The following is a 21611-nucleotide window of genomic DNA, read 5'->3' as shown; positions in this document are numbered from 1 at the left end:
GATGACGGCGGAGAGAGGCGCGACGTCCGCCCCGTCAAAGCCGCGCAAACCGCTCCGTCAAGAGCTCGAAGAATCCATCGGAATCCACATCGCGGAACACGCGGGCATTGGCGGGACGACCCGTGACTTTCCACCAGTCCACCACCGTCATGCCCATGGTCAGCTCTGATGACGCCTCGATCTCAACATTGCAGTCGCGACCGTCGAACAGCTCCGGCTTGATGAGATAGGCGATTACGGTCGGATCGTGCAGCGGGCCGCCATCGGAGCCGTATTTTTCGATGTCGAAGCGCTCGAAGAATTCCAGCATTTCCGCCATGGCGATAGCCGGACGCGTGCCGATATCGCGAATGCGGGCAACGCGTGCCTTCGTCGTCAAAAGCTTGTGCGTCACATCGAGCGGCATCATCACGAGCGGAATGCCGGAGCGGAACACGATATCCGCCGCATGCGGATCGACATAGATGTTGAATTCCGCAGCAGGCGTGATGTTACCACCTTCGAAGAAACCGCCACCCATCAGCACCAGTTCCTTCACCCGGGGCGCGATATCGGGGGCTTTCTGAAGTGCTGTCGCAATATTGGTCAGCGCGCCGAGCGTGCAGAGCGTGACGGTGCCTTCCGGTTCGCGGCGAAGCGTCTCGATGATGAAATCGACCGCATGCTGGGACTGCGCCTCAAGCGTCGGCTCCGGCAGGGTGGGACCGTCGAGGCCCGTGCTGCCATGCACATGTTCGGCAGTGATCGGCTCGCGCACCAGTGGGCGTGCGCAGCCTTCATAGACCGGGATTTCGGTGCGGTTGCACAGTTCCAGAATAATGCGAATGTTGCGGCTGGTCAGCTTCAGCGGCACATTGCCGGCAACTGCGCAAAGGCCGAGAATTTCTATGTTTTCCGGGCTTGCCAGCGCAAGCATGATGGCAGCTGCGTCGTCCTGCCCCGGATCGGTGTCGATGATGATTTTTCTGCGCTCGGCCATGATGATCCCGTTTTCAGTGTTTGAGCCTTTTCAGGCTGCTTTTGCGGCCTTGTCAAGCGAGAGCGCTTTTCAGACGCCAATCTCCTTGAGTTTCAAACACCATATTACCATATGCAGAAAAGCCGCCGATCAGGGGCTGATGCGTTGCGCAAGACCTTGCGCAGATCCGCATTAAAGACCGTCGCTTGGATGCAAGGACAAGAGCTATGACCCGCATGACACCCTTCACGCACCCGCTGATGCTGGGTTTCGATGCCATGGAAAAAACGCTGGAGCGCATGGCCAAATCGAATGATGGCTATCCGCCCTATAATATCGAGCGTCTTGCCGCCGAAAACGGCCATCCGGAGCGTCTGCGTATCACCATTGCAGTCGCCGGATTTTCAGAAGACGATCTGGACGTAACCACGGCAGACAACCAGCTTGTCATTCGCGGACGCCAGCAGGAACAGGAAAAGCGGGACTATATTTATCGCGGTATTGCCGCGCGGCAGTTCCAGCGCGTCTTCGTTCTGGCGGATGGAATGCAGGTGCATGATGCGCGTCTGAAAAACGGTCTGCTGTCCATAGAACTCGTCCGTCCCGAAATTTCCAGCATGGTGAAGAAAATTAACATTTCCGTCTCAGAGTAGGACTCCGAACGCAAGGGCTGATTCATAAAGCCATGCGGTTCGAGACTATGGAGGCTGAAATATGCTTTTGAAAGAAGCGCATGCGCGCCTGACGAAATCGCAGCTTGCTCACATTGGAGCGGGCGAAGTGGGCTATATCCGGAAAATTCGCGCTGAGCAGGTGACGAAATGTTTCCCGGAAGCGCCTGAAATCGATCCGGGTCTGGATCTCTGGGCGCTGTTCGGCGCCGATGGCACCCCGATCTTATTGACGGATAATCGCTCCAGCACCTTCTACAAGGCCGCGGAAGACGAGCTGCGCACCGTCAGCCTGCATTGATCTGAGATCAGACCAAGTCGTTAAAGAGGCCCACCACTTGGGCAGGCCTCCGTAATCCTGATACGTATTACATGAAGGGGCGGTCGGGCATATCGTCGATGCTGATGACGCCGTCATTGTTGCGGTCCAGACGTGCGAACATTTTTTCGCCCGCAGCGGTGAATTCCGCCTTGCTGATCTGGCCGTTGCCATCCGTATCGGCCATGGCGAACATGCCGTTCATCTTGCCGTGGCGACCCTTGCCCATGCCCTTGCCGTCTTCGCGGGCTTCGTGGCGCTTGCCTTCATGCTTGCCAGCCTTGTCGCCCTCTACCTTTGCATTTTCTTTTTCAGGGCGTGGGTTGGCTTCGCGCCAGGCTTCCATCTTGGCCTTGCGGTAGTCACGCATTTCCTTCGGCGTGATCGATCCGTCCTTGTTGGCGTCGATCTCGGTAAACAGCGCGTCCTGACGGGCTGCGAACTCTTCCTTGGTGATCTTGCCGTCCTTGTTGGTATCGGCCACCTTCAGCAGATAGACAAACGCCACTTCCGGGCGCATCTGGGGTCCATGCCTATCCGGGCCACCGCGCGGAGCGGCAAATGCCATCGGTGCTGCGGCGCTGAGCAACAGGGCGCCGCCAAGAGCAGTGAGGGCGATTTTTCGTTTCAACATCGTCGTTACCTTTTCCTTTGGTGTCCCTGAGAAGGAAGGTAGGGGCAACGCCTGCACCTCACCACTTAAACATCAGTAAGGTGCATGAATTATCCGTAATAAAGCCGTTAAGATTATGCGCGCTGAGCGTGCAATGACCCCAGAAACGCAGCCAGATCGTCGGTAATGTAGTCGATATGGTCGTCCGTCTCGGCGGGAATTTCCCATCGCTCCATAACGATGCCTTCCAGATTGCGCGGCACCAGAAGAACGGTCTTCATGCCCAGCGCCTTGGGCGCGGTGAGATTGCGCGGCAGGTCCTCAAACATGGCTGCACGCTTGGTATCCAGTTTGGTCAAGGCCGCGAATTTCTCGTAGGTCTGGCTCGCGGGCTTCGGCAGATAACCGGCGGCCACGATGTCGAAAATATCCTCGAAGTGATCGAGTATGCCAAGTGCACCCGCCGCTGCCTGTGCGTGGCTTACACTGCCATTGGTAAGGATGAACTTGCGCCCCGGCAGTGCCTTGATCGCTTCTCCCAAGTCCGGATCGGGAAGCAGGGCCGAATAATCGATCGCGTGCGCCTTTTCCAGAAAATCGTTCGGGTCGATGCCGTAATGGATCATCAATCCCTGCAACGTCGTGCCGTGCTCATGATAATAACGCTTCTGCAGCGCCCGCGCTTCCTCCGGCTCCATTTGCAGCAGTTCGGCCACATAGGCCGTCATGTTGCGGTCTATCTGCGAAAAGAGATTGACGTGGTGGGGATAGAGCGTGTTGTCGAGGTCGAAGACCCATTCGCTCACATGGGCAAAATCGGCGGCGTCGGCTGTATTTTTCGGCTTTGTGTTCATGGGAGGCTTTATGCCCTCTTCGCCGCGCAAAGAAAATCGAAAAGGCGACGAGTAGAGCGAAAACCGTCCTTGGCGGCGTGTCTGTCGGCATGATATCGCACAATCATGGAACTGTGGATTGGCATTACACTGGTCAGCGCGTTCTTGCAGAACCTGCGCTCGACCTTTCAAAAGCATCTCAAGCAAAGCATGGGAACGACCGGAGCGACCTTCGTGCGCTTCGGCTTCGGCATGCCGTTTGCACTTGCCTATCTCACCTTCCTGCATTTCGGCTTGGGCAAGCCGCTGCCATCGCCTAATCTGCTGTTTGCCCTGTGGGCGGGAGTGGGCGCGATGGCGCAGATCGCAGCGACCTTTCTCCTTGTCCACCTCTTTTCCTTTCGGAATTTCGCCGTCGGCACGGCCTATTCGCGCACAGAACCGGCGCAGGCGGCTCTCTTCGCCCTGATCTTCGTTGGAGAAAGTGTCAGCGCAGGAACGCTAATTGCCATCGCGATCTCGGTGTGGGGCGTCATGCTGATATCGGTGGCGCGCACGGAGCTTTCGCCCGGCTCCATTCTCACCTCTATCTTCAGCCGCACCGCCGGAATAGGTCTGGCCTCGGGTGCTTTCTTCGGCCTGTCTTCCGTGGCCTACAGATCGGCTTCGCTGGCGGTGGCGCCGAGCCTGCCCACACCGGACGCAGTCATGCAGGCGAGCTTTACTCTCGTCGTCGTCATCGTCACGCAGACGGTCTGCATGCTTGCCTGGATCGTTTTGAGGGAAAGGGACGAATTGCCTCGTATTGCCAAGGCTTGGAAGCCGGGCATCGTCGTTGGCTTCGTGGGCGCGACAGCCTCATTCGGCTGGTTCACTGCGATGACGTTGCAGCAGGCGGCAGTGGTCAAGGCGCTGGCACAGGTGGAAATGCTCTTTGCCTTCGCCTCGACGGTTTTCCTGTTCAAGGAAAAGATCAACAGGCTGGAATTGTCCGGCTGCCTGTTGATCGTACTCGGCGTGCTGGCATTGCTTGCTTTCGGTTAAAAGCAGCGGCCCTGTCTAGATCAGGGAACGATCAGCGTTCCCGCACCTTCGGTGAAGATTTCCAGCAACACGGAATGCGGCGTCTTGCCGTTGAGGATGACGACGCCCTGCACACCGGCCTGAATGGCCTCGATGCAGGTTTCCACCTTGGGAATCATACCGCCGGAAATCGTGCCGTCCTTGATCAGCGCGCGCGCCTGCGAGACGGTCAGCTCCTTGATCAGTTCCTTGTTCTTGTCCAGAACGCCTTCGACATCCGTGAGGAACAGCAGGCGGCTGGCATGCAGCGCACCGGCGATGGCACCGGCAAAGGTGTCGGCATTGATGTTGTAGGTCGCACCATCGCGGCCGGGCGCAACGGGGGCAATGACAGGGATCATCTCGGATTTCGCCAGAAGGTCCAGCAGCGTTCGGTCCACTTCCACGACTTCGCCGACGAAGCCGAGGTCGAGAACGCGTTCGATATTGCTATCGGGATCGATCACGGTCTTGCGTGCCTTTTCGGCAAAGACCATGTTGCCGTCCTTGCCGCACAGGCCAATCGCCCACTCGCCGGTCTGGTTGATGAGCGCGACGATCTCCTTGTTGATCGAACCGGCCAGAACCATTTCGACGATTTCGACCGTCTTGGCGTCGGTGACGCGCAGGCCGCCTTCGAATTTCGATTCGATACCCATCTTGGAAAGCATCGCGCCAATCTGCGGCCCGCCACCATGCACGACGATGGGGTTGATGCCGGATTGCTTGAGAAGCGCGATGTCTTCGGCAAAGGCTTTACCGAGAGCGGTATCCCCCATGGCATGACCGCCGTATTTCACCACGATGGTCTTGTTTTCGTATTTCTGCATGAAGGGAAGGGCCTGAGCCAGAAGCCGGGCCTGCATTTCGCTTTCGGAACTTGCCATGGAATAAACCTCGTCCTTGATTGCGCCGCTTTTATCGTAAGTTTTTGACGGATGAAACACGCATGCGACACTAGAGAGGCAGAAAATTCAAACACGATCATATCAGTGAAGGCTAATCTGATTGACATCAGGCCTCAATCGCGAGAGCTTTGGATGGGGAGTGAGTGCCGGTCGATGAGGGTTGCATCGACAGGCCGTCATGATGACGGCTGGTGCGCAGACAAGCGGGAGTTCGATGACGAATGACCTTGCCGGATAGGGAGAAATACGGCGGCTTGAAGGATGAAGTGCTGGCGGGCAAGTTCGTGCTCGGGGCGCTGCCCGAAGACGTGAAAGCAGAGCTGGCGAAACGCATCAAAAAAGACCGCCAATTCGCGGCCATGGTGCGCCGCTGGCAGGATAATCTTAGCGAATCCGATGCGCATGAGAAGCGCAGCTTTGCATCCTACATGGATGCATCCATGGACCACGCCCGGCGCCGCCCGGATGACAGGCTGCATCGCAGCATCTATGGCCGCTTTGCCATTATCTCAGCTCTATGGAATTCCACGCGCTTCTGGCGCTTGATGACGCTTGCCGCCATCGTGTGGGCGATGGTGCTTTTCTTCACCATCGCATGAGCACCTTCAGACCTGCGCGTAACCGACGGTCTTGCAGATCTCCGCGCGCAGCTCATCCAGCCCCGCCGATTTTTCCGACGATGTCGCCAGAACTTCCGGGTAAGCCGCAGGGCGCTTGCGGATTTTCTCCAGCGTTTCGCTGATCAGGCGCGGAACGGCGGGGTCCTTGATCTTGTCCGTCTTGGTCAAAACGATCTGGTAAGACACGGCTGCCTTGTCGAGCAGCGTCAGCACATCCTCGTCATTCTTCTTGATGCCATGACGGGAGTCGATCAGCACATAGACGCGCTTCAATGTGGCGCGGCCACGCAGATAATCGAAAACGAGCTTGGTCCAGTTGTCGACCTGATCCTTTGGCGCCTGCGCGTAACCATAGCCCGGCATGTCGACCAGCGCCATTGGCGGCAGATCGTCACCGGCACCGGTGTAACCTTCGGGAACGAAATAGTTGAGTTCCTGCGTGCGGCCCGGCGTGTTGGACGTACGCGCAAGACCCTTGTGGCCAACCAGTGCGTTGATCAGCGAAGACTTGCCCACATTGGAACGCCCGGCAAAAGCGATCTCTGCCGGGCCTTCAGGAGGAAGAAACTTCATGGCCGGAACGCCGCGGATGAAAATCCACGGCCTTCCGAAGAGTGGCTTGTCACCGGTCATTTCGACTGCACCGGCTTTCGCTTAAAGAGCCCTTTTATATTGTCGAAGAGCTCGATCTTGGCACCGTGGCGCTTCATGATGACGGCCTGCTGCGAAATCGACAGCGTGTTGTTCCATGCCCAGTAGATAACGAGACCAGCAGGGAAGGAAGCCAGCATGAAGGTGAAGATCAGCGGCATCCAGGTGAAGATCATCGCCTGGGTCGGATCTGGCGGCGTCGGGTTCATGCGCATCTGCAGGAACATGGTGATGCCCATGATGATTGGCCAGACGCCGATCATCAGGAAGTGCGGCACGTCGTAAGGCAGAAGGCCGAACAGGTTGAACAGCGAGGTCGGGTCCGGCGCAGAAAGATCGTGAATCCAGCCGAAGAACGGCGCATGACGCATTTCGATGGTGACGTAGATGACCTTGTAGAGCGCAAAGAAGACAGGGATCTGCAGAAGCATCGGCCAGCAGCCGGCAACCGGGTTAATCTTTTCTTCCTTGTAGAGCTGCATCATCGCCTGCTGCATGGCCATGCGGTCATCGCCATGCTTGGCCTTCAACTCTTCCATCTTCGGCTGAACGCGCTTCATGTTGGCCATGGAAGCGTATTGCTTGCTGGCCAGCGGGAAGAACAGAAGCTTGACGACGATGGTGGTCAGAAGGATCGCAACGCCGAAATTGCCCACGTGACGGAAGAAGAAGTCCATCAGTTTGAACATCGGCTTGGTGATGAAGTAGAACCAGCCCCAGTCGATCAGAAGGTCGAACTTCGGAATGGCATACTGCGTCTCGTAACGATCCACCAGCGGCACTTCCTTGGCACCGGCGAAGACGAGGTTCTTCAACTCGATGGACTGGCCGGGCGCAACGGTCACGGCATCGCCGCGATAGTCGGCCTGGTAACGTGGCTGGCCATCGGTAAAGTGTGAGAAGGTGGTTTCGACAGGAACCGTCTGCGGCGGGACGATTGCCGCTGCCCAGTACTTGTCGGTAATTCCGAGCCAGCCGCCCGTTGCCTTCGGCAACTTCATCGGCGCTTCCTCGGCCTTCTTGTAGGTTTCTTCAGACAGACCGCCATCCGTTCCGGAAACGCCCAGGAAGCCTTCGTGAATAACGAAGACCGCAGGCGTCGTCGGCTTGTTGTTGCGGGTGATGCGACCGTAGCTCGACAGAGAGATCGGCTCCTGGCCGGGGTTCTCTATTCTGTCGGTGATCGTGATCATGTAGTGATCGTCAATCGCAATCGTGCGGTTGAAGACGACGCCCTTGTCATTGGTAAACGAGAGCGTGACCGGGGTGGACTCGGTCAGCTTCGCGCCGCTCTGCGCGGTCCAGACAGTGGCTGGGCCCGGAACGGTGCCGACGCTATCGCTGCCGATATAGCCGAGTTCGGTGAAGTAGCCATCGCGCGACTGCGAGGGCGAAAGGAGCGTGATGATGGGGCTCGAGTCGTCAACCGTCTCATGATAGTCCTTCAGGCGAACGTCATCGAGACGAGCGCCCGTCAGGTTGATCGAACCGGCAATCGCATTGGTGTCGATTTCGACGCGCTGAGACTTGGCAAGCGCTTCTTCGCGGGAGGCAGTCGCAGCCTGCTGGCCGCTTGCGCCCGGAAGCGCACCGCTCGGTGCGGCGGCACCCGGCGTTCCAGTGCCCGTGGAAGGCGTCGTGGTCTCGGTCTGTTGCGCGGCCTGCTGCGCCTGACGTGCCTCCTCAGTGCGGCGCTGCTGCTCGATGCGCGGGTTCATATAGAGAAACTGCCAGGCAAGTACGATGACAACCGAAAGGGCGATCGCGATAAAGTAATTGCGGTTTTTTTCCATCATTCTTTCCTGGAGCGGGTCTCCCGGGAGCGTCCGTTCTTCGCGCGTCCCTCGATCCGCTCTATGAGCAAGTTTTCCAGTACGGCGAAGTCGGTATTCAATGCGTCCCTTCGGGCGACAATCACATAGTCATGCCCGGGCTTCATTGCAAACCCGGCTGAAAGCCTGACGGCCTCCCTGAGACGGCGGCGCATGCGATTGCGCTCCACCGAGTTTCCCTGACGTTTGGTGACGGTAAAACCGACCCTCGGTTCGGTTTCGGGAGCGTGCCTGTTCAGCACCTCCAGAAGAAAAGCGCTTCCACGCCTTTTTTCACCCGCCTGAACGGCAAGGAACTCCGGTCGGTTTTTCAACCGACCGGGCATTTTCTTCTTATCTGTCATGTGCCGCGACTTTCATCGGGCAACTGCCTGATTAGGCGGACAGACGTGCACGACCGCGTGCGCGGCGAGCAGCCAGAACCTTGCGGCCACCAGCAGTAGCCATGCGGGCACGGAAGCCGTGACGACGCTTGCGAACAAGCTTGGACGGCTGAAAAGTACGCTTCGACATTTATTTAATACCGCGGGGTGCGGCCCTTCTTGACTTTGCCTCAAGGGCAAGAGCGTTTCGATTGATGCCCGGCCAGCCGACATTGCGGCATGAAATGCCCGGACGTGCGGGCTTATAAGGGCTTTAGGGCTGGAAAGTCAATTGCAGAACGGCACCCGGCGTTCAGCACTTCGCGCAAACTGCAACGAGCAGGCTTTGCCGAAGTGTTATCTGCGAACTTCCGTAAGGGCAGTCTTTTTTCTGATTTGGCTCAATAAGTAAAATCCGAAATTATTTCTTAAGGGAGCAGAGATAAATGTTGTCATGACAAAATGTCAGGGGGGCTTCTTTCTTGCGTTTTTGTAAGCTTGGCGTTTTTGAGGGGAATTCGCAGTGAAAATCCGGAGTAAGATCAATCTTCTAGTTGGGCTGTTGAGCCTCGTTGCTTGCAGCATCGGCGGTCTCTCCATCTACGCGATCAATAAATATCACGATCAGGCGCTTGCGCTCGACAGTGTTGCAGATCGCGCCCGCCACGGCGAAACCCTCAACCGTCTCGTAACCGCAGTCGTCATGGAAGCACGCGGTGTCTACGCCGCAAAGGATACGGCTGCTGCCGCCAAATTTTCCGATGGCATCGTCAAAAACCTGGATGACATGGCGGCACTGCTGAAGGAGTGGAAGCCGCAGGTTCCCGCTTATCAGGCCGCTTCCTTCGACAATATCGAGAAGCGTTTCGCCGAATTCCGCACCTTCCGCACGGAAACCGCGCGCCTTGGCCGGGAAGTGAGCCCTCAGGACGCCAATACGCAAGGCAACAACGAGGCCAACCGCGAAAACCGCAAGGCCTATCAGACGGAAATCGACGCGGTCGTCAAAAACGACCTCAAGGAACTCGATACGATCAAGGCCGACATCGAAGATTTCGGCGAACTGATTTTACTCGCCGTCGGTCTCGTCACGGTCATCGGTGTCGCCGCCGGCACGATCGGCGGTCTTTATATCGGCTCCAGACAGCTGAGCGCGCCGATCCTCAAGGTATCGGAAGTCATGAATGCGGTGGCTGACGGAAATCTCGATACGGACGTGCCCTATCTCGACCGCAAGGACGAAATCGGCGAAATGGCCGCAGCCGTCGAAGTCTTCAAGCGCAATGGGCTTGAAGTGCGCCGCATGAACGCGCAGGAAACCGCCATGCGCGCCAAGAGCGACGACCTTCAGGCCGGTATGGCGGAAGTCGTGGGCGCGGCAGCGCAAGGGGACTTCGGTCGTCGCATCACCAAGGATTACGGCGACGACAATCTCAACCGCTTCGCCAGAAACATCAACGATCTCCTGACCAGCGTCGATAGCGGCGTGTCCGAAACAGGTCGCGTCATGGCAAATCTCGCCCATGGCGATTTGACGCAATCGATGAATGGCAACTTCCACGGGGTGTTTGCCGAACTTCAGGCCAACGTCAACGAAACGCTTTCCAAGCTGAAAGCCACCATGTCGGAAGTGCGCGGCAGCACCGAAAGCATCAATGGCAACGCCAACGAACTCCGCGCGGCTGCCGACGACCTCTCCAAGCGCACCGAGCAGCAGGCGGCAGCTCTCGAGGAGACCTCAGCCGCGCTGGACGAGATCACCGCTGTCGTGAAGAATTCCACGGAGCGCGCCCAGGAGGCCAGCACCATGGTTTCCGAAACCAAGGAAAAGACGGCCCATTCCGCAAAGGTCGTCCGCGATGCGGTCAATGCCATGGGCCGTATCGAGCAGGCCTCGCGTGAAATCAGTCAGATCATCAACGTGATCGACGAGATCGCATTCCAGACCAATCTTCTGGCTCTCAATGCGGGTGTGGAAGCGGCGCGCGCGGGTGAAGCGGGCAAAGGCTTTGCCGTCGTGGCACAGGAAGTGCGTGAGCTTGCGCAGCGTTCCGCCAATGCGGCGAAGGATATCAAGGCGCTCATTACCAAGTCCGGTCATGAAGTCGGCAACGGCGTGACGCTGGTGCAGCAGACGGGGGCTGCACTGGATGAGATCGAGACGCGCGTCTTGAGCATCAACGATCACATCCATTCCATTGCCACCGCTGCCAAAGAGCAGTCCACCGGTCTGCAGGAAGTCAATACGGCCATCAACCAGATGGATCAGGTAACCCAGCGCAATGCGGCCATGGTGGAGGAAACCTCCGCCGCCACCCACAAGCTGAGTGGCGAAGCAGCCACGCTGGTCTCGCTGGTCGGTCGCTTCCGCCTCGGCAACGAGACCTCTTCAGCCTCTGCCTATGCGGCACCGGCACGGCCTTCTTCCGCCACCGCGAAGTCCGCTCCGGTCGCCTCACCGGCCCGCAAGATGATGGGCAGCGTCGCCCGCGCCTTCAGCGGCTCCGCTGCCGTTGCGCAGAGCAGGGACGAGTGGCAGGAGTTCTGATTCCGCCTGAATTTCTAAGATGAAGCGCCGCCTTTCGGGGCGGCGTTTTTCGTTTTGCCCAGCTCATTTCCCTTGCGCATCGCATGTGTTTGAAATTCCGTTTCAAATCCTTATTATGGCTTGGAATTAGGCAATTGCGCCGGTAATTAAGCCTGAACGGCTCTCAGCCAGACGCCCGCAGATCAACAGGAAAAGGCCTGGTGTTTTCGACAGTCAGAAACAGGATCGGTCTTGAGCAGGAGGATCCGCGCAGCGAAGCACCGGGCCTGACCAAGGGCTTGTCCGGTCGCCTGCTTCTGCTGACGGTCGTCTTCGTCATGATTGCCGAAGTTCTGATCTTCGTGCCCTCGGTTGCCAATATGCGGCTTTCCTGGCTGCGCGACAGGCTCAATACCGCCGCTGCGGCAGGCGTGGTCATAGACGGGCTCCAGACCGAACTTCCCCGCAGCGTTCAGAACGATACGCTGCTGGCAACTGGTGCCAAGCTGATCGCGCTGAAAAAGGACGGCACCTCCACGCTGCTTGCCGCAACCGAAGTGCCGCCAAGCGTGGACGATCAGTACGATCTCTCGGATGTCTCGCAACTGACAGCCGTTCGCGATGCTTTCTCCGTGCTGCTTTTCGGCGGCAACCGCGTCATTCGCGTCTTCGATGTCATCGGCGACAGCAATATGATCATCGAGATCGTCATCGGCGAGCACAAGCTGCGCGCCGCGATGATTGCTTATGCAGGCAACGTCCTGATGATTTCGATTGCGCTCTCGCTGATCACCGCCAGCCTGATTTTCGTCTCGATCAACCGCATCCTCATCCGCCCCATCCGCCGCCTGACGCTTGGCATGCAGACCTTCTCCGAACAGCCGGACGATCCTGCAAGTCTGTTCAAGCCGGAGGAAGGCACTGACGAACTTGCGGTCGCCGGGCGGCATTTGGCGGATATGCAGGCGCAGCTGCAAAAGACGCTGAGACAGCAGAAGAACCTTGCCGATCTCGGTCTCGCCGTTTCCAAGATCAATCACGATATGCGCAACATTCTCTCCTCCGCGCAGCTGATGTCCGACAGGCTGGTGGATGTCGAGGACCCGATGGTCAGAAGCTTCGCGCCGAAGCTGTTGCGCACCATCGACCGCGCCGTCGGCTATACGAGCGAAGTTCTGGCCTATGGTCAGGCCACCGAAGGCGCCCCGAAGCGTCGCATCATCGAACTCGATGAGCTGGTGCAGGATGTGAAAGACATCCTCGCCATCGATCCCGAAAGCGGGATAGAATTCATCGATAATGTTCCCGCAGATCTCAGGATCGATGCCGATAGCGAGCAGCTTTTCAGGGTGCTGTACAATATCTGTAGAAACGCCGTGCAAGCGCTTCAGCAAGCCAGCACGGAGGATTACCCCGTAAAACGCCTGATAATCGCCGCACAGCGCAATGAAGACGTCGTCAGCATCGTCATTGACGACAATGGTCCCGGCATGCCTCAAAAGGCCCGCGAGAACCTCTTCTCCGCCTTCCGCGGTTCGGCCCGCTCCGGCGGAACGGGGCTCGGCCTCGTCATCGCACGCGAGCTCGTCCTTTCCCACCGGGGAACCATCGCCCTCGTCGAAAAATCCGACCGAGGCACCCAGTTCCGCATCGAAATCACCGACCGCCCCCAGCCCCAGTCGCAAGCCGCCGCAGGTTGAACTCGGAAGCCCGCCACAGCTGATTTCTCCCCGCGTTCCCCGCCGCAAAATTCCGCTCAAAATCCTCACAACGATTACCCACAGCTGGCGCTAAAAATTCGCCATCTGGAATAATTATTAAATTTCAATGACTTATAAAATTCATTGCAGGAAAATGACAATTTCTCAGCAAAATCGCTTGCATTCAAACGGAGGACGTTTTAGAGGATCGCCACGCCAGCAGAACAGCTTCTGCGGCACGCACCCGTAGCTCAGCTGGATAGAGCACCAGACTACGAATCTGGGGGTCAGGAGTTCGAATCTCTTCGGGTGCGCCATTCTTCTTCTTTCAAAATCAAAGTAGCAATAGCTGACGACGATCCAACGATCTCTTTGATCTGTCCCCGCCGCTGATCGTGCTGTCTCAATGACATGCCGGTGTTCGCAGCCTTTTGAATGCTGCACGCGTTTGGGCTGTTAGGCCGCGCCCACAACCTTCGTAACATAGTTCTTCCCAATGCCATCCATGGCCGTAAGCCTCGTGCAAGGCGGCAATTCTACATCTCTACCAGCCTTTTGAAACAAAGCCATTGATTGTCAGAAACATGATCTGTGGAACAGAAGAAGTATTTGCCGGGATGTTTGCCGCTGCTTCGGTTTCAACGGACTTTATTTGAAATGAAATATCGAGAGTGGCGCAAGCCTACGTAATTCGGGATTATTGGGATGTTGAACATCGTCGTACCCATGGCAGGCCATGGCAGCCGCTTCGCGAAAGCGGGATACACGCTTCCTAAGCCGCTTTTACCTATCCACGATGTGCCGATGATGCAGCTGGTCATCGAGAACCTCCGGCCCGATATCGAGCACAGGTTCATATTCGTCTGTCAGGCGGCACATGTCAGAGATCACGCGCTGGATGAGAAGTTGAAGCTCTGGGCGCCGGGTTGCGAGATTTACCTCGTGAACGAGGTTACTCAAGGCGCTGCCTGCACCGTGCTTCTGGCGCGAGAAGCAATCGACAACGACAATCCGTTAATGATCGCCAATTGCGATCAATATATCGACGTCGATATCAATGATTACCTGTCGAATACGGGTGATCTCGACGGCCTCATCATGACGATGCAGGCAGATGATCCGAAGTGGAGCTTCGTCTCCTTCGGCGAAGACGGTTATATCGATAATGTGGTCGAGAAGCAGGTCATCTCAAACGACGCGACGGTCGGTATCTATAATTTCAGCCGCGGCTCCGATTTCATCAAATATGCGGATCGCATGATCGAGCGCGATTTTCGCGTCAATGGCGAGTTTTACGTGGCACCCGTCTACACTTTCATGATCGAGGATACCCTGAGGATCGGAGCCTATTCCATCGGTTCCGTGGAGGATGGCATGTACGGCCTCGGTATCCCTGAGGATCTGACCCATTTTACCAGCCTGCCCCTGTCGCAGGACGTCACCCGGTCACTGAGGGTCGGCGCGTGATGCAGGTTCTCAGCCACAGAGGCTATTGGAAAGAGCCCGCTGAAAAGAATTCGGTCGAAGCCTTCGTGCGGTCGTTTTCGCTGGGCTTCGGCACGGAAACGGATTTGCGCGATAGTCTGGTCGATGGTGTTCCGGCAATCGTCGTCTCCCACGATATTCCTAAAGGCGGCGAGTTGTCCTTCAAGGCGCTTCTCCGCATCGCCAAAGAGCACGGCTCGCCGACACTCGCTCTCAACATCAAGGCAGACGGCCTGCACGATCTCATCGCTGAAACGCTGAAGGAGGAGGGGTACGACAATTATTTCCTCTTCGACAGTTCGGTCCCGGATCTGATCCAAGGCGTCAAGCGGCAACTGGTCTCCTATACTCGGCTTAGCGAGTATGAGCCCGTGGCATCGCTCTATGAGGATCCGGGCGTCAGCGGCGTTTGGGTCGATATTTTCAAACCCGGTCGCTGGTACGATGCCGCCCTCATCGAAGGGCTTCTGGCGGATGGAAAATCCGTCGCGCTTGTCGCGCCCGATCTCCACCACCGGCACGACGAATTCGACACTTTTCTGGAGTGGCTCGTGTCGACTGGCCTCAACGAAAGAGACCGACTTTCGATCTGCACCGACCGACCGGAATACGCTCAAGAGAAATTATTTAATCAGGAAAAACGAACATGACGGCAATCAAGTCGATTGTTTTCGACATGGATGGTGTGCTGATCGATGCACGGGAATGGCATTACGAAGCGCTCAACCGCGCGCTTGAACTGTTCGGCTACACCATCCAGCGGCATGAACATCTGACCACTTTCGACGGCTTGCCGACGCGCAAGAAGCTGGAAATTCTGACGGCACTTCGCGGCTTGCCGGAATCGCTCCACGGTTTCGTCAACGAGATGAAGCAGCTCTATACGACTGAAATCATCCACACCAAGTGCAAGCCGGTCTTCAAGCAGGAATATGCATTGGCTCAGCTGAGAAAGGATGGTTACCGCCTTGCGGTGGCTTCAAACTCCATCCGCAGCACTGTCGGCCTCATGATGAACAAGGCGGCGCTCGAAGATTACCTTGAGTTCCAATTGAGCAACGAGGACGTGAAGCAGGCCAAGCCGAATCCGGAAATCTACAGCCGCGCAATCGAACTCATGGGCGTTGCGCCGCACGAGTGCCTGATCATTGAAGACAATGAAAACGGCATCAAGGCTGCAAAGGCGTCCGGCGCGCATGTAATGGTCGTCCACGATGTCTCAGACGTCAATTATCCGGCGGTCAAAGAGACCATCAGGCAAATTCAGGGATAAGAGACCGTCATGAACATTCTTTTCCTCTCCGCTGGCGAACCCAAGATCGACGCGGCAGAATCCTATCCGACCGCGCTGGTTGAAATCAACGGCGTTCCGCTGGTCCAGCGCCAGATCGAGCAATGTGCGCCGATTACCGATCGGCAGGTCATTCTGGCGCTTCAGGAAAAAGAGCTTCGTCGCTACCACCTTGAAAAGGTCGTGCAGCTCATCGATACGGATGCCAAGGTCGTTTCGGTTCAAGGTGGCACCCAAGGTGCAGCCTGCACCGCCCTGCTTGCTTCCCACCTCATCGACAAAGATAAGCCTTTGCTTATTCTCAATGGCGATGAGTTCCTGAACATCTCGTTCGAGCAGGTGCTTCAATATTTCGCCAGCCGTAAACTCGATGGCGGAACGGTTACCTTCAAATCCGTTCACCCTCGCTACTCCTTCGTGCGTCTGGATGAACAGGGGTTGGTGGTCGAAGCGGTCGAGAAAGACCCGATCAGCGATAACGCCACTGCCGGCTTTTATTACTTCAGCAAGGGCAGCGATTTCGTCCGCGCCGCCAAGAACGCCATCCGAAAGGATGCGCGACATAACGGCATGTTCTACATTTGCCCCGTCTTCAACGAACTCATTCTGGACGGCAAGAAAGTCGGCACTTTCCCTATCGACATCAAGGATTTCTATCCCATCAAGTCGAACCGCCAGCTGAACGAATTCTCCGCATTTGCGAGCGACCATGCCTGATCAATCCCTGACCCTCAAGGACATGATCGGCGGTTGGTTCATCGGCGACTTCGAGCCCTCCGTCATCAAGACGGATGCTTTCGAAGTCGGCGTGAAGTCTTACAGCGCCGGTGATCGGGATCCTGCTCACTACCACAAGATCGCGCGTGAAATTACGCTTGTCATCTCTGGCAAGGTCCGCATGCTGGACAAGGACTGGGAACAGGGCAGCATTATCGATATCGAACCCGGTGTCGTGAACGCTTTCGAGGCGCTGACAGATGCCACCTTGGCGGTGGTCAAGGTTCCGAGCGCGCGGGACGATAAATATCTGGTCTGAAGTTGACTGAAAACAAGAACTGAACAGAAAGGGCACCGAGTAAGGTGCCCTTTTTGTTTTTCGGTGTTTCCGAGCTGGCTCGAAGCGCAACCGTTACAATGCATCGACCGGACGAAAAAACGCTTCGGACTTTTGCCGGAAATGCTTCAAGCGCGAATTTCGCTCAGGAAAACGCTGTCGCCCATGCCGAATTCAGGAATACGAGGACGGTTCTGAATGCGGTAGAGTGGGTTTTCACATTCGGGATTGGCGAAGATGGTATTGGAATCCCAGTAGCCGTCCTCGATAAAGCGCAGATTGGGACGCATCGTTCGCAAGTAATAATAGAGCAGATGCAGATGAGTTCTGCCTGCCAGCTGGCACATGGTTACGGCGTCGTGGAAATGGCCAAGTGCCTTCTTGCCTATGATGTGAACGGCATCTCCGACCCGGTAATGGTCGCGCCAGTGGTTGCGATATTCCCGCCAAGGGAAAAAGATAGAGGTGTCGTCAGGCGCAACGTTCCAGGCATCGAAACTCTTTCTGAAATCGAGGTCGAAGCGCGAAACGATCAGCGCGTCGCAATCCTGTCGTTCAAATACGGTCTTGAGGCCTGCCTTGTAGGTTTCGGCTTGCGAGCTGCCCTTGGCGTCCAGAAGTATCGTCTCGCAATCACCGATTTTTTCCTGAATCTCGGCCAGTGCCGGACTGTCATATGTCGCAAGGTAAATCTTGGCTCCGGGACTTGCGGCACGAACAGGGTCAATCAACTTCTCGATTAGGGAGTCGATGTTGTTGCGCCCGTCCAGCGGCAGACCGAACCGGTCGTTCTCTAAAAAATTATTGCCTCGTATCAATATAGAATATTTCATTCAATTCTCTCTAGCGCTTTCAGAAAGCAATTCGTCGGCCCAAAGCTGCTCTTGCCTTGTCCATTACCGTTAAGTCTTCAAACTCTTATTTGCTGTAGCCGTCGCCAAGCTTGCCTTGCGGAAACCGATGAGGCGGCAGAGACACACCATTCCTCAAAAGCAACCGCTGATACCGCCATCGCGGCTGGTCTATGCCAAACCATTCTGTAATAAACGGAACGGTTGATTGCCGAGGCCTTGCCTCAGCCTGTTCCTGGAGTATCGGAATGGCCGCAAGGCTTGTTGCTTTTGTCACTATGCTTGCAGTTCTAGCCAGTTGCGGTGGCAGGCCAATCGGGGTCATGACGCCGACGGGGCAGGTGGTTGCGGGGACGACGCCTGTTAGCCTGCTGGTGGCGACCACGCGGGCGCCTTCCGATGACAAGGCCATTCTGTTTGGAGGCGAGCGCGGTACGGGCTTGAAGGTGGATGCTGTTACCGTGTCCATCCCGCCGGATGCCAATCGCAAGGCGGGGCAGGTGCAGTGGCCGAAGAAACTTCCGGCAGATCCGCTGAAGGATTTCACCACGATTTCGGTTGCGCCGGTCACGTCCGAAGCCGAAACGCGAAGCTGGATCAGGCAGCACAGTCCCAAAGATCGCCGCGTGCTGGTCTTCGTGCATGGCTTCAACAATCGATACGAGGAATCGGTCTATCGCTTTGCCCAGATCGTCCATGATTCCGGCACGGATGTCGTGCCGGTGGTCTTCACATGGCCGTCACGCGCCAGCATCTTCGATTACAATTATGACAAGGAAAGCACGAATTACTCGCGCGATGCGCTGGAAGAGATGCTGACCCGTCTGGCAAAGGACAGCTCCGTCAGCGATATCACCGTCATGGCCCATTCCATGGGAACCTGGCTTGCGGTGGAAGCCCTGCGCCAGATGGCGATCCGCAACAAACGCGTGCTGCCGAAGATCAACAATGTCATCCTCGCCGCGCCCGATCTGGATGTGGATGTGTTTGGCCGCCAATATGCAAGCCTCGGCAAGGATAAGCCCAAATTCACCCTGTTCGTTTCGCAGGATGACCGCGCACTCAGCCTCTCGCGCCGCATCTCCGGCAATGTGGATCGTCTCGGCCAGATCGATCCTTCCGCAGAACCCTATCGCAGCGAGCTGGAAAAGGCTGGGATCACCGTTCTCGACCTGACGAAACTCCAGTCGGGAGATCGTCTGAACCACGGCAAATTCGCCGAAAGTCCCGAAGTCGTGCGCCTGATTGGAGATCGCCTCATTGCGGGCCAGACGGTGACGGACTCGGATGTCGGTTTGGGCGAAGCCATCGGGGCCGTAGGCATCGGTGCCGCACAAACGGTCGGCACCGCGGCCAGCGTCGCCATCAGCGCGCCGATTGCAGTGTTCGACCCGCGCACCCGCGAGAATTACGGTCGCCAGGTCGAACGGCTCGGTCGCTCCGTGGAGAACACTGTCGGCTCCGTCGGCGATACCGCAACAAGCGTTGTCGATCCGCAAGCCAACTCCGGCAGGCGCGCATCCAGCGATTGCTCGCAAGGCGTCAATCGAGGCACCTCCGAGTGCCGGGACAGATAAAGCGCCAATATACAAACAGTATTTTATCGTCTAAGACAGGAAAAATCTCATTTCGGAGTAGTGTCCCATGCGCTGGAAACGCACCCTTCAGCTTCTCGATGTTCATTGCGAAGGGGAGATCGGTCGCGTTGCCACCGGCGGCGTGCCGAAAATTCCGGGCGCCACCGTTGCCGAGCAGCTGCACTGGCTAAACACCGATCCGAAAGGCGAGGAGCTTCGCCGTTTCCTGACGCTCGAGCCGCGCGGCACGCCTATCGGTTCGGTCAACCTGCTTCTGCCGCCCAAGCACCCGGATGCCGATGCCGCCTTCGTCATTCTCCAGCCGGATCAGGCCCATGCCAGCTCCGGGTCCAACTCCATCTGCGCCACCACGGCCCTTCTCGAAAGCGGCATGGTGGAAATGAAGGAGCCGGAAACCATCGTGATGCTGGAAACTGCGGCGGGGCTGGTGAAGGCCACCGCCACCTGCCGGGACGGACGCTGCGAAAAGGTGAAGCTCACCATGGTCCCGTCCTTCGTGCATGAGCTGGATGTCGAGATCGACACGCCCGATTGGGGCCGTATCCGCATGGACATCTCCTATGGCGGTATTTTCTATGCGCTGGTGGATGTGAAGCAGATTGGGCTGACCATAGACAAGGCCAATGCCGCAAAGCTGGTGGCTGCCGGCATGGTGCTGAAGGATATCGTCAATCGTGATATTCCCGTGGTTCATCCGGAAATTCCCGCCATATCAGGCGTGGCCTATGTCATGTTCCGCGATACGGAAGAGGATGGCACCATCCGCACCTGCACCACCATGTGGCCGGGCAGGGCGGATCGCTCCCCCTGCGGCACGGGCAATTCCGCCAATCTCGCCACGCTGCACGCGCGCGGCAAGGTGAAGGTGGGTGATACCTACAAGTCCCGCTCCATCATCGGCACGGAATTCGAGGTCGGCCTTTCGGCTTTGACGGACGTTGCTGGCAAGCCAGCCGTCATCCCCACCATTACCGGGCGCGGCTTCACCTTCGGCCTGCACCAGATCGCGCTCGATCCTTTCGATCCGCTGGCGGATGGTTTTGCCATGACCGATGTCTGGGGTCCGCAGGCGGGCTCCATCGGGGATGCGAAAAAGTAGCATTTGGGCGCTGTTTTCTCATTCGGAATGATGTTAAACGGGCGCAATTCCAGAGCGCTCCGAGGCTAATACGATGAAGACGATCACCCTTCGCCGCCCAGATGACTGGCACCTGCACCTGCGCGATGGCGCAATGTTGGAAGGCGTAATCGGTGATACGAGCCGCCACTTTGCGCGCGCCATCATCATGCCGAACCTCGTTCCGCCGGTCGTGACGACGGCGGATGCGCGCGCCTACAAGGATCGCATCGTCAAGGCCATTCCCGCTGGTGATCGCTTCGAGCCGCTGATGACGCTCTATCTCACCGAGCATACCAGCGCCGATGACGTGGAAGAGGGCAAGGCAAGCGGCCTCATCACCGCCGTCAAGCTTTATCCCGCTGGCGCCACCACCAATTCCCACGGCGGCGTGCGGGATATGGATAAGGCCATGCCGGTGCTTGAGCGTATGGCCAAGGTAGGCCTGCCGCTCTGCGTCCACGGCGAAGTCACCACGCCGGAAGTCGATATCTTCGACCGTGAGAAGGTCTTCATCGATACCGTTCTGGAGCCGCTGCGCCAGCGCCTGCCTGAACTGAAGGTAACGATGGAGCATGTGACGACGAAAGATGGCGTGGACTACATCAAGGCGTCCAAGACCAATCTCGCGGGCAGCATCACCACGCATCACCTCATCATCAACCGCAACGCCATTCTGGTTGGCGGCATCAAGCCGCATTATTATTGCCTGCCGGTCGCCAAGCGTGAGGAGCACCGCCTTGCGCTGCGCGCTGCCGCAACATCCGGCGACGCCCGTTTCTTCCTCGGCACGGATTCCGCCCCGCATGTGGACCCGTTGAAGGAGTGCGCCTGCGGCTGCGCTGGCATCTACACTTCCATCAATACCATGAGCTGCCTTGCTCATGTCTTCGAACAGGATAATGCGCTGGACAAGCTCGAGGCCTTCGCCTCGCTGAACGGCCCTGCCTGGTACGGCCTTGCGCCCAACGAAGACACGATCACGCTCGTCAAGCGGGATGAGCCGGTGGCATTTCCGGAAAAGATCGAGACGGGCGCAGGCCCGGTCACGGTTTTCGACCCGATGTTCCCGCTGCATTGGGACGTTGCCTGATTACTCGGTGGCTCAAGTCACCACCGCGCTGTTGTTGATGAAAGTGCCGCCAAAACCCCGGCGTCA

General features: G+C 57.4%; 23 protein-coding genes and 1 tRNA gene. 15 read left to right on the top strand and 9 right to left on the bottom strand.

Translation table 11 applies throughout. The features are described from left to right. Positions 1 to 34: 34 nt before the first annotated feature. Entirely contained in the window at positions 35 to 979 is a 945-nt protein-coding gene (locus tag CFBP5473_RS14055) for a nucleoside hydrolase (RefSeq protein ID WP_027675954.1), read from the bottom strand. Positions 980 to 1185: 206 nt separating this feature from the next. On the opposite strand from CFBP5473_RS14055, the gene CFBP5473_RS14050 reads away from it, so the two are divergent. Then, complete coding sequence (locus CFBP5473_RS14050) at positions 1186 to 1611, top strand: Hsp20 family protein (RefSeq protein ID WP_027675955.1); 426 nt, start codon at positions 1186 to 1188, stop codon at positions 1609 to 1611. A gap of 61 nt (positions 1612 to 1672) precedes the next feature. Then, positions 1673 to 1930 carry a BQ00720 family protein gene (locus CFBP5473_RS14045; protein ID WP_027675956.1) on the top strand — a complete coding sequence of 86 codons (258 nt, stop codon included), beginning with the start codon at positions 1673 to 1675 and terminating at the stop codon, positions 1928 to 1930. A gap of 67 nt (positions 1931 to 1997) precedes the next feature. Here the strand turns inward: CFBP5473_RS14045 and CFBP5473_RS14040 are convergent, their stop codons facing one another. Continuing rightward, positions 1998 to 2582, bottom strand: a complete 585-nt coding sequence (locus tag CFBP5473_RS14040; RefSeq protein ID WP_027675957.1) for an EF-hand domain-containing protein — start codon at positions 2580 to 2582, stop codon at positions 1998 to 2000. A gap of 113 nt (positions 2583 to 2695) precedes the next feature. Next, the gene (locus CFBP5473_RS14035; protein ID WP_027675958.1) at positions 2696 to 3415 is read right to left on the bottom strand and encodes a pyrimidine 5'-nucleotidase; all 720 of its coding nucleotides are present in this window, start codon (positions 3413 to 3415) and stop codon (positions 2696 to 2698) included. Between the two features lie 105 nt (positions 3416 to 3520). On the opposite strand from CFBP5473_RS14035, the gene CFBP5473_RS14030 reads away from it, so the two are divergent. Continuing rightward, entirely contained in the window at positions 3521 to 4438 is a 918-nt protein-coding gene (locus CFBP5473_RS14030; RefSeq protein WP_027675959.1) for a DMT family transporter, read from the top strand. 20 nt (positions 4439 to 4458) lie between these two features. Here the strand turns inward: CFBP5473_RS14030 and argB are convergent, their stop codons facing one another. Next, positions 4459 to 5343, bottom strand: coding sequence for an acetylglutamate kinase (gene argB, locus CFBP5473_RS14025; protein WP_027675960.1), 885 nt, complete (start codon positions 5341 to 5343; stop codon positions 4459 to 4461). A gap of 242 nt (positions 5344 to 5585) precedes the next feature. On the opposite strand from argB, the gene CFBP5473_RS14020 reads away from it, so the two are divergent. Beyond that, positions 5586 to 5963: a hypothetical protein gene (locus CFBP5473_RS14020; RefSeq protein ID WP_027675961.1), complete on the top strand. Its 378-nt coding sequence runs from the start codon at positions 5586 to 5588 to the stop codon at positions 5961 to 5963. Positions 5964 to 5969: 6 nt separating this feature from the next. Here the strand turns inward: CFBP5473_RS14020 and yihA are convergent, their stop codons facing one another. The 4 genes from yihA to rpmH are packed head-to-tail and all read right to left on the bottom strand — an operon-like array spanning position 5970 to position 8980. Further along, complete coding sequence (gene yihA / locus CFBP5473_RS14015; protein ID WP_027675962.1) at positions 5970 to 6617, bottom strand: ribosome biogenesis GTP-binding protein YihA/YsxC; 648 nt, start codon at positions 6615 to 6617, stop codon at positions 5970 to 5972. Next, positions 6614 to 8428, bottom strand: coding sequence for a membrane protein insertase YidC (yidC, locus tag CFBP5473_RS14010; protein WP_027675963.1), 1815 nt, complete (start codon positions 8426 to 8428; stop codon positions 6614 to 6616). Before yidC ends, yihA begins: the two co-directional genes overlap by 4 nt. After that, positions 8428 to 8811, bottom strand: coding sequence for a ribonuclease P protein component (gene rnpA / locus CFBP5473_RS14005; RefSeq protein WP_027675964.1), 384 nt, complete (start codon positions 8809 to 8811; stop codon positions 8428 to 8430). Before rnpA ends, yidC begins: the two co-directional genes overlap by 1 nt. A gap of 31 nt (positions 8812 to 8842) precedes the next feature. After that, complete coding sequence (gene rpmH / locus CFBP5473_RS14000) at positions 8843 to 8980, bottom strand: 50S ribosomal protein L34 (protein ID WP_010972613.1); 138 nt, start codon at positions 8978 to 8980, stop codon at positions 8843 to 8845. Between the two features lie 372 nt (positions 8981 to 9352). Here rpmH and CFBP5473_RS13995 point away from each other — a divergent pair, with 372 nt between their 5' ends. The 8 genes from CFBP5473_RS13995 to CFBP5473_RS13960 all read left to right on the top strand — a co-directional run bounded on the left by CFBP5473_RS13995 (position 9353) and on the right by CFBP5473_RS13960 (position 16868). After that, positions 9353 to 11377 (top strand): methyl-accepting chemotaxis protein, encoded by a 2025-nt coding sequence (locus CFBP5473_RS13995; RefSeq protein ID WP_027675965.1) that lies wholly within the window; start codon positions 9353 to 9355, stop codon positions 11375 to 11377. 317 nt (positions 11378 to 11694) lie between these two features. After that, positions 11695 to 13056: an ATP-binding protein gene (locus CFBP5473_RS13990; RefSeq protein WP_084631691.1), complete on the top strand. Its 1362-nt coding sequence runs from the start codon at positions 11695 to 11697 to the stop codon at positions 13054 to 13056. Between the two features lie 240 nt (positions 13057 to 13296). After that, positions 13297 to 13373, top strand: a tRNA-Arg gene (locus tag CFBP5473_RS13985). A 388-nt stretch (positions 13374 to 13761) separates the two neighbouring features. After that, positions 13762 to 14523: a glycosyltransferase family 2 protein gene (locus CFBP5473_RS13980; protein ID WP_027675967.1), complete on the top strand. Its 762-nt coding sequence runs from the start codon at positions 13762 to 13764 to the stop codon at positions 14521 to 14523. Continuing rightward, complete coding sequence (locus CFBP5473_RS13975) at positions 14520 to 15191, top strand: PI-PLC domain-containing protein (RefSeq protein WP_197736740.1); 672 nt, start codon at positions 14520 to 14522, stop codon at positions 15189 to 15191. Before CFBP5473_RS13980 ends, CFBP5473_RS13975 begins: the two co-directional genes overlap by 4 nt. Beyond that, on the top strand, positions 15188 to 15814 hold the full coding sequence (locus tag CFBP5473_RS13970) for an HAD family hydrolase (protein ID WP_027675968.1): 627 nt from the start codon (positions 15188 to 15190) through the stop codon (positions 15812 to 15814). The genes CFBP5473_RS13975 and CFBP5473_RS13970 overlap by 4 nt, the downstream gene beginning before the upstream one ends. 9 nt (positions 15815 to 15823) lie before the next feature. Beyond that, a complete protein-coding gene (locus CFBP5473_RS13965; RefSeq protein ID WP_027675969.1) occupies positions 15824 to 16549 on the top strand; it encodes a glycosyltransferase family 2 protein in 726 nt (241 codons plus the stop codon). Further along, positions 16542 to 16868, top strand: coding sequence for a cupin domain-containing protein (locus CFBP5473_RS13960; RefSeq protein WP_037171134.1), 327 nt, complete (start codon positions 16542 to 16544; stop codon positions 16866 to 16868). The genes CFBP5473_RS13965 and CFBP5473_RS13960 overlap by 8 nt, the downstream gene beginning before the upstream one ends. A 146-nt stretch (positions 16869 to 17014) precedes the next feature. Here the strand turns inward: CFBP5473_RS13960 and CFBP5473_RS13955 are convergent, their stop codons facing one another. Beyond that, on the bottom strand, positions 17015 to 17719 hold the full coding sequence (locus tag CFBP5473_RS13955) for a hypothetical protein (RefSeq protein ID WP_027675971.1): 705 nt from the start codon (positions 17717 to 17719) through the stop codon (positions 17015 to 17017). A 266-nt stretch (positions 17720 to 17985) separates the two neighbouring features. Between CFBP5473_RS13955 and CFBP5473_RS13950 the strand changes: the two genes are divergently transcribed. From CFBP5473_RS13950 to pyrC, 3 genes are all read left to right on the top strand, one after another. After that, positions 17986 to 19314: an alpha/beta hydrolase gene (locus CFBP5473_RS13950; RefSeq protein WP_027675972.1), complete on the top strand. Its 1329-nt coding sequence runs from the start codon at positions 17986 to 17988 to the stop codon at positions 19312 to 19314. 67 nt (positions 19315 to 19381) lie between these two features. Next, entirely contained in the window at positions 19382 to 20434 is a 1053-nt protein-coding gene (locus tag CFBP5473_RS13945; protein ID WP_027675973.1) for a 4-hydroxyproline epimerase, read from the top strand. 73 nt (positions 20435 to 20507) lie between these two features. Further along, complete coding sequence (pyrC, locus tag CFBP5473_RS13940) at positions 20508 to 21545, top strand: dihydroorotase (RefSeq protein ID WP_027675974.1); 1038 nt, start codon at positions 20508 to 20510, stop codon at positions 21543 to 21545. Positions 21546 to 21611: the final 66 nt, after the last annotated feature.

Source organism: Agrobacterium larrymoorei, assembly GCF_005145045.1.
In the GTDB taxonomy this organism is placed as follows: domain Bacteria; phylum Pseudomonadota; class Alphaproteobacteria; order Rhizobiales; family Rhizobiaceae; genus Agrobacterium; species Agrobacterium larrymoorei.
The sequence above is the reverse complement of the archived record's forward strand: the minus strand, read 5'-3'. Positions and strand labels throughout refer to the sequence as shown.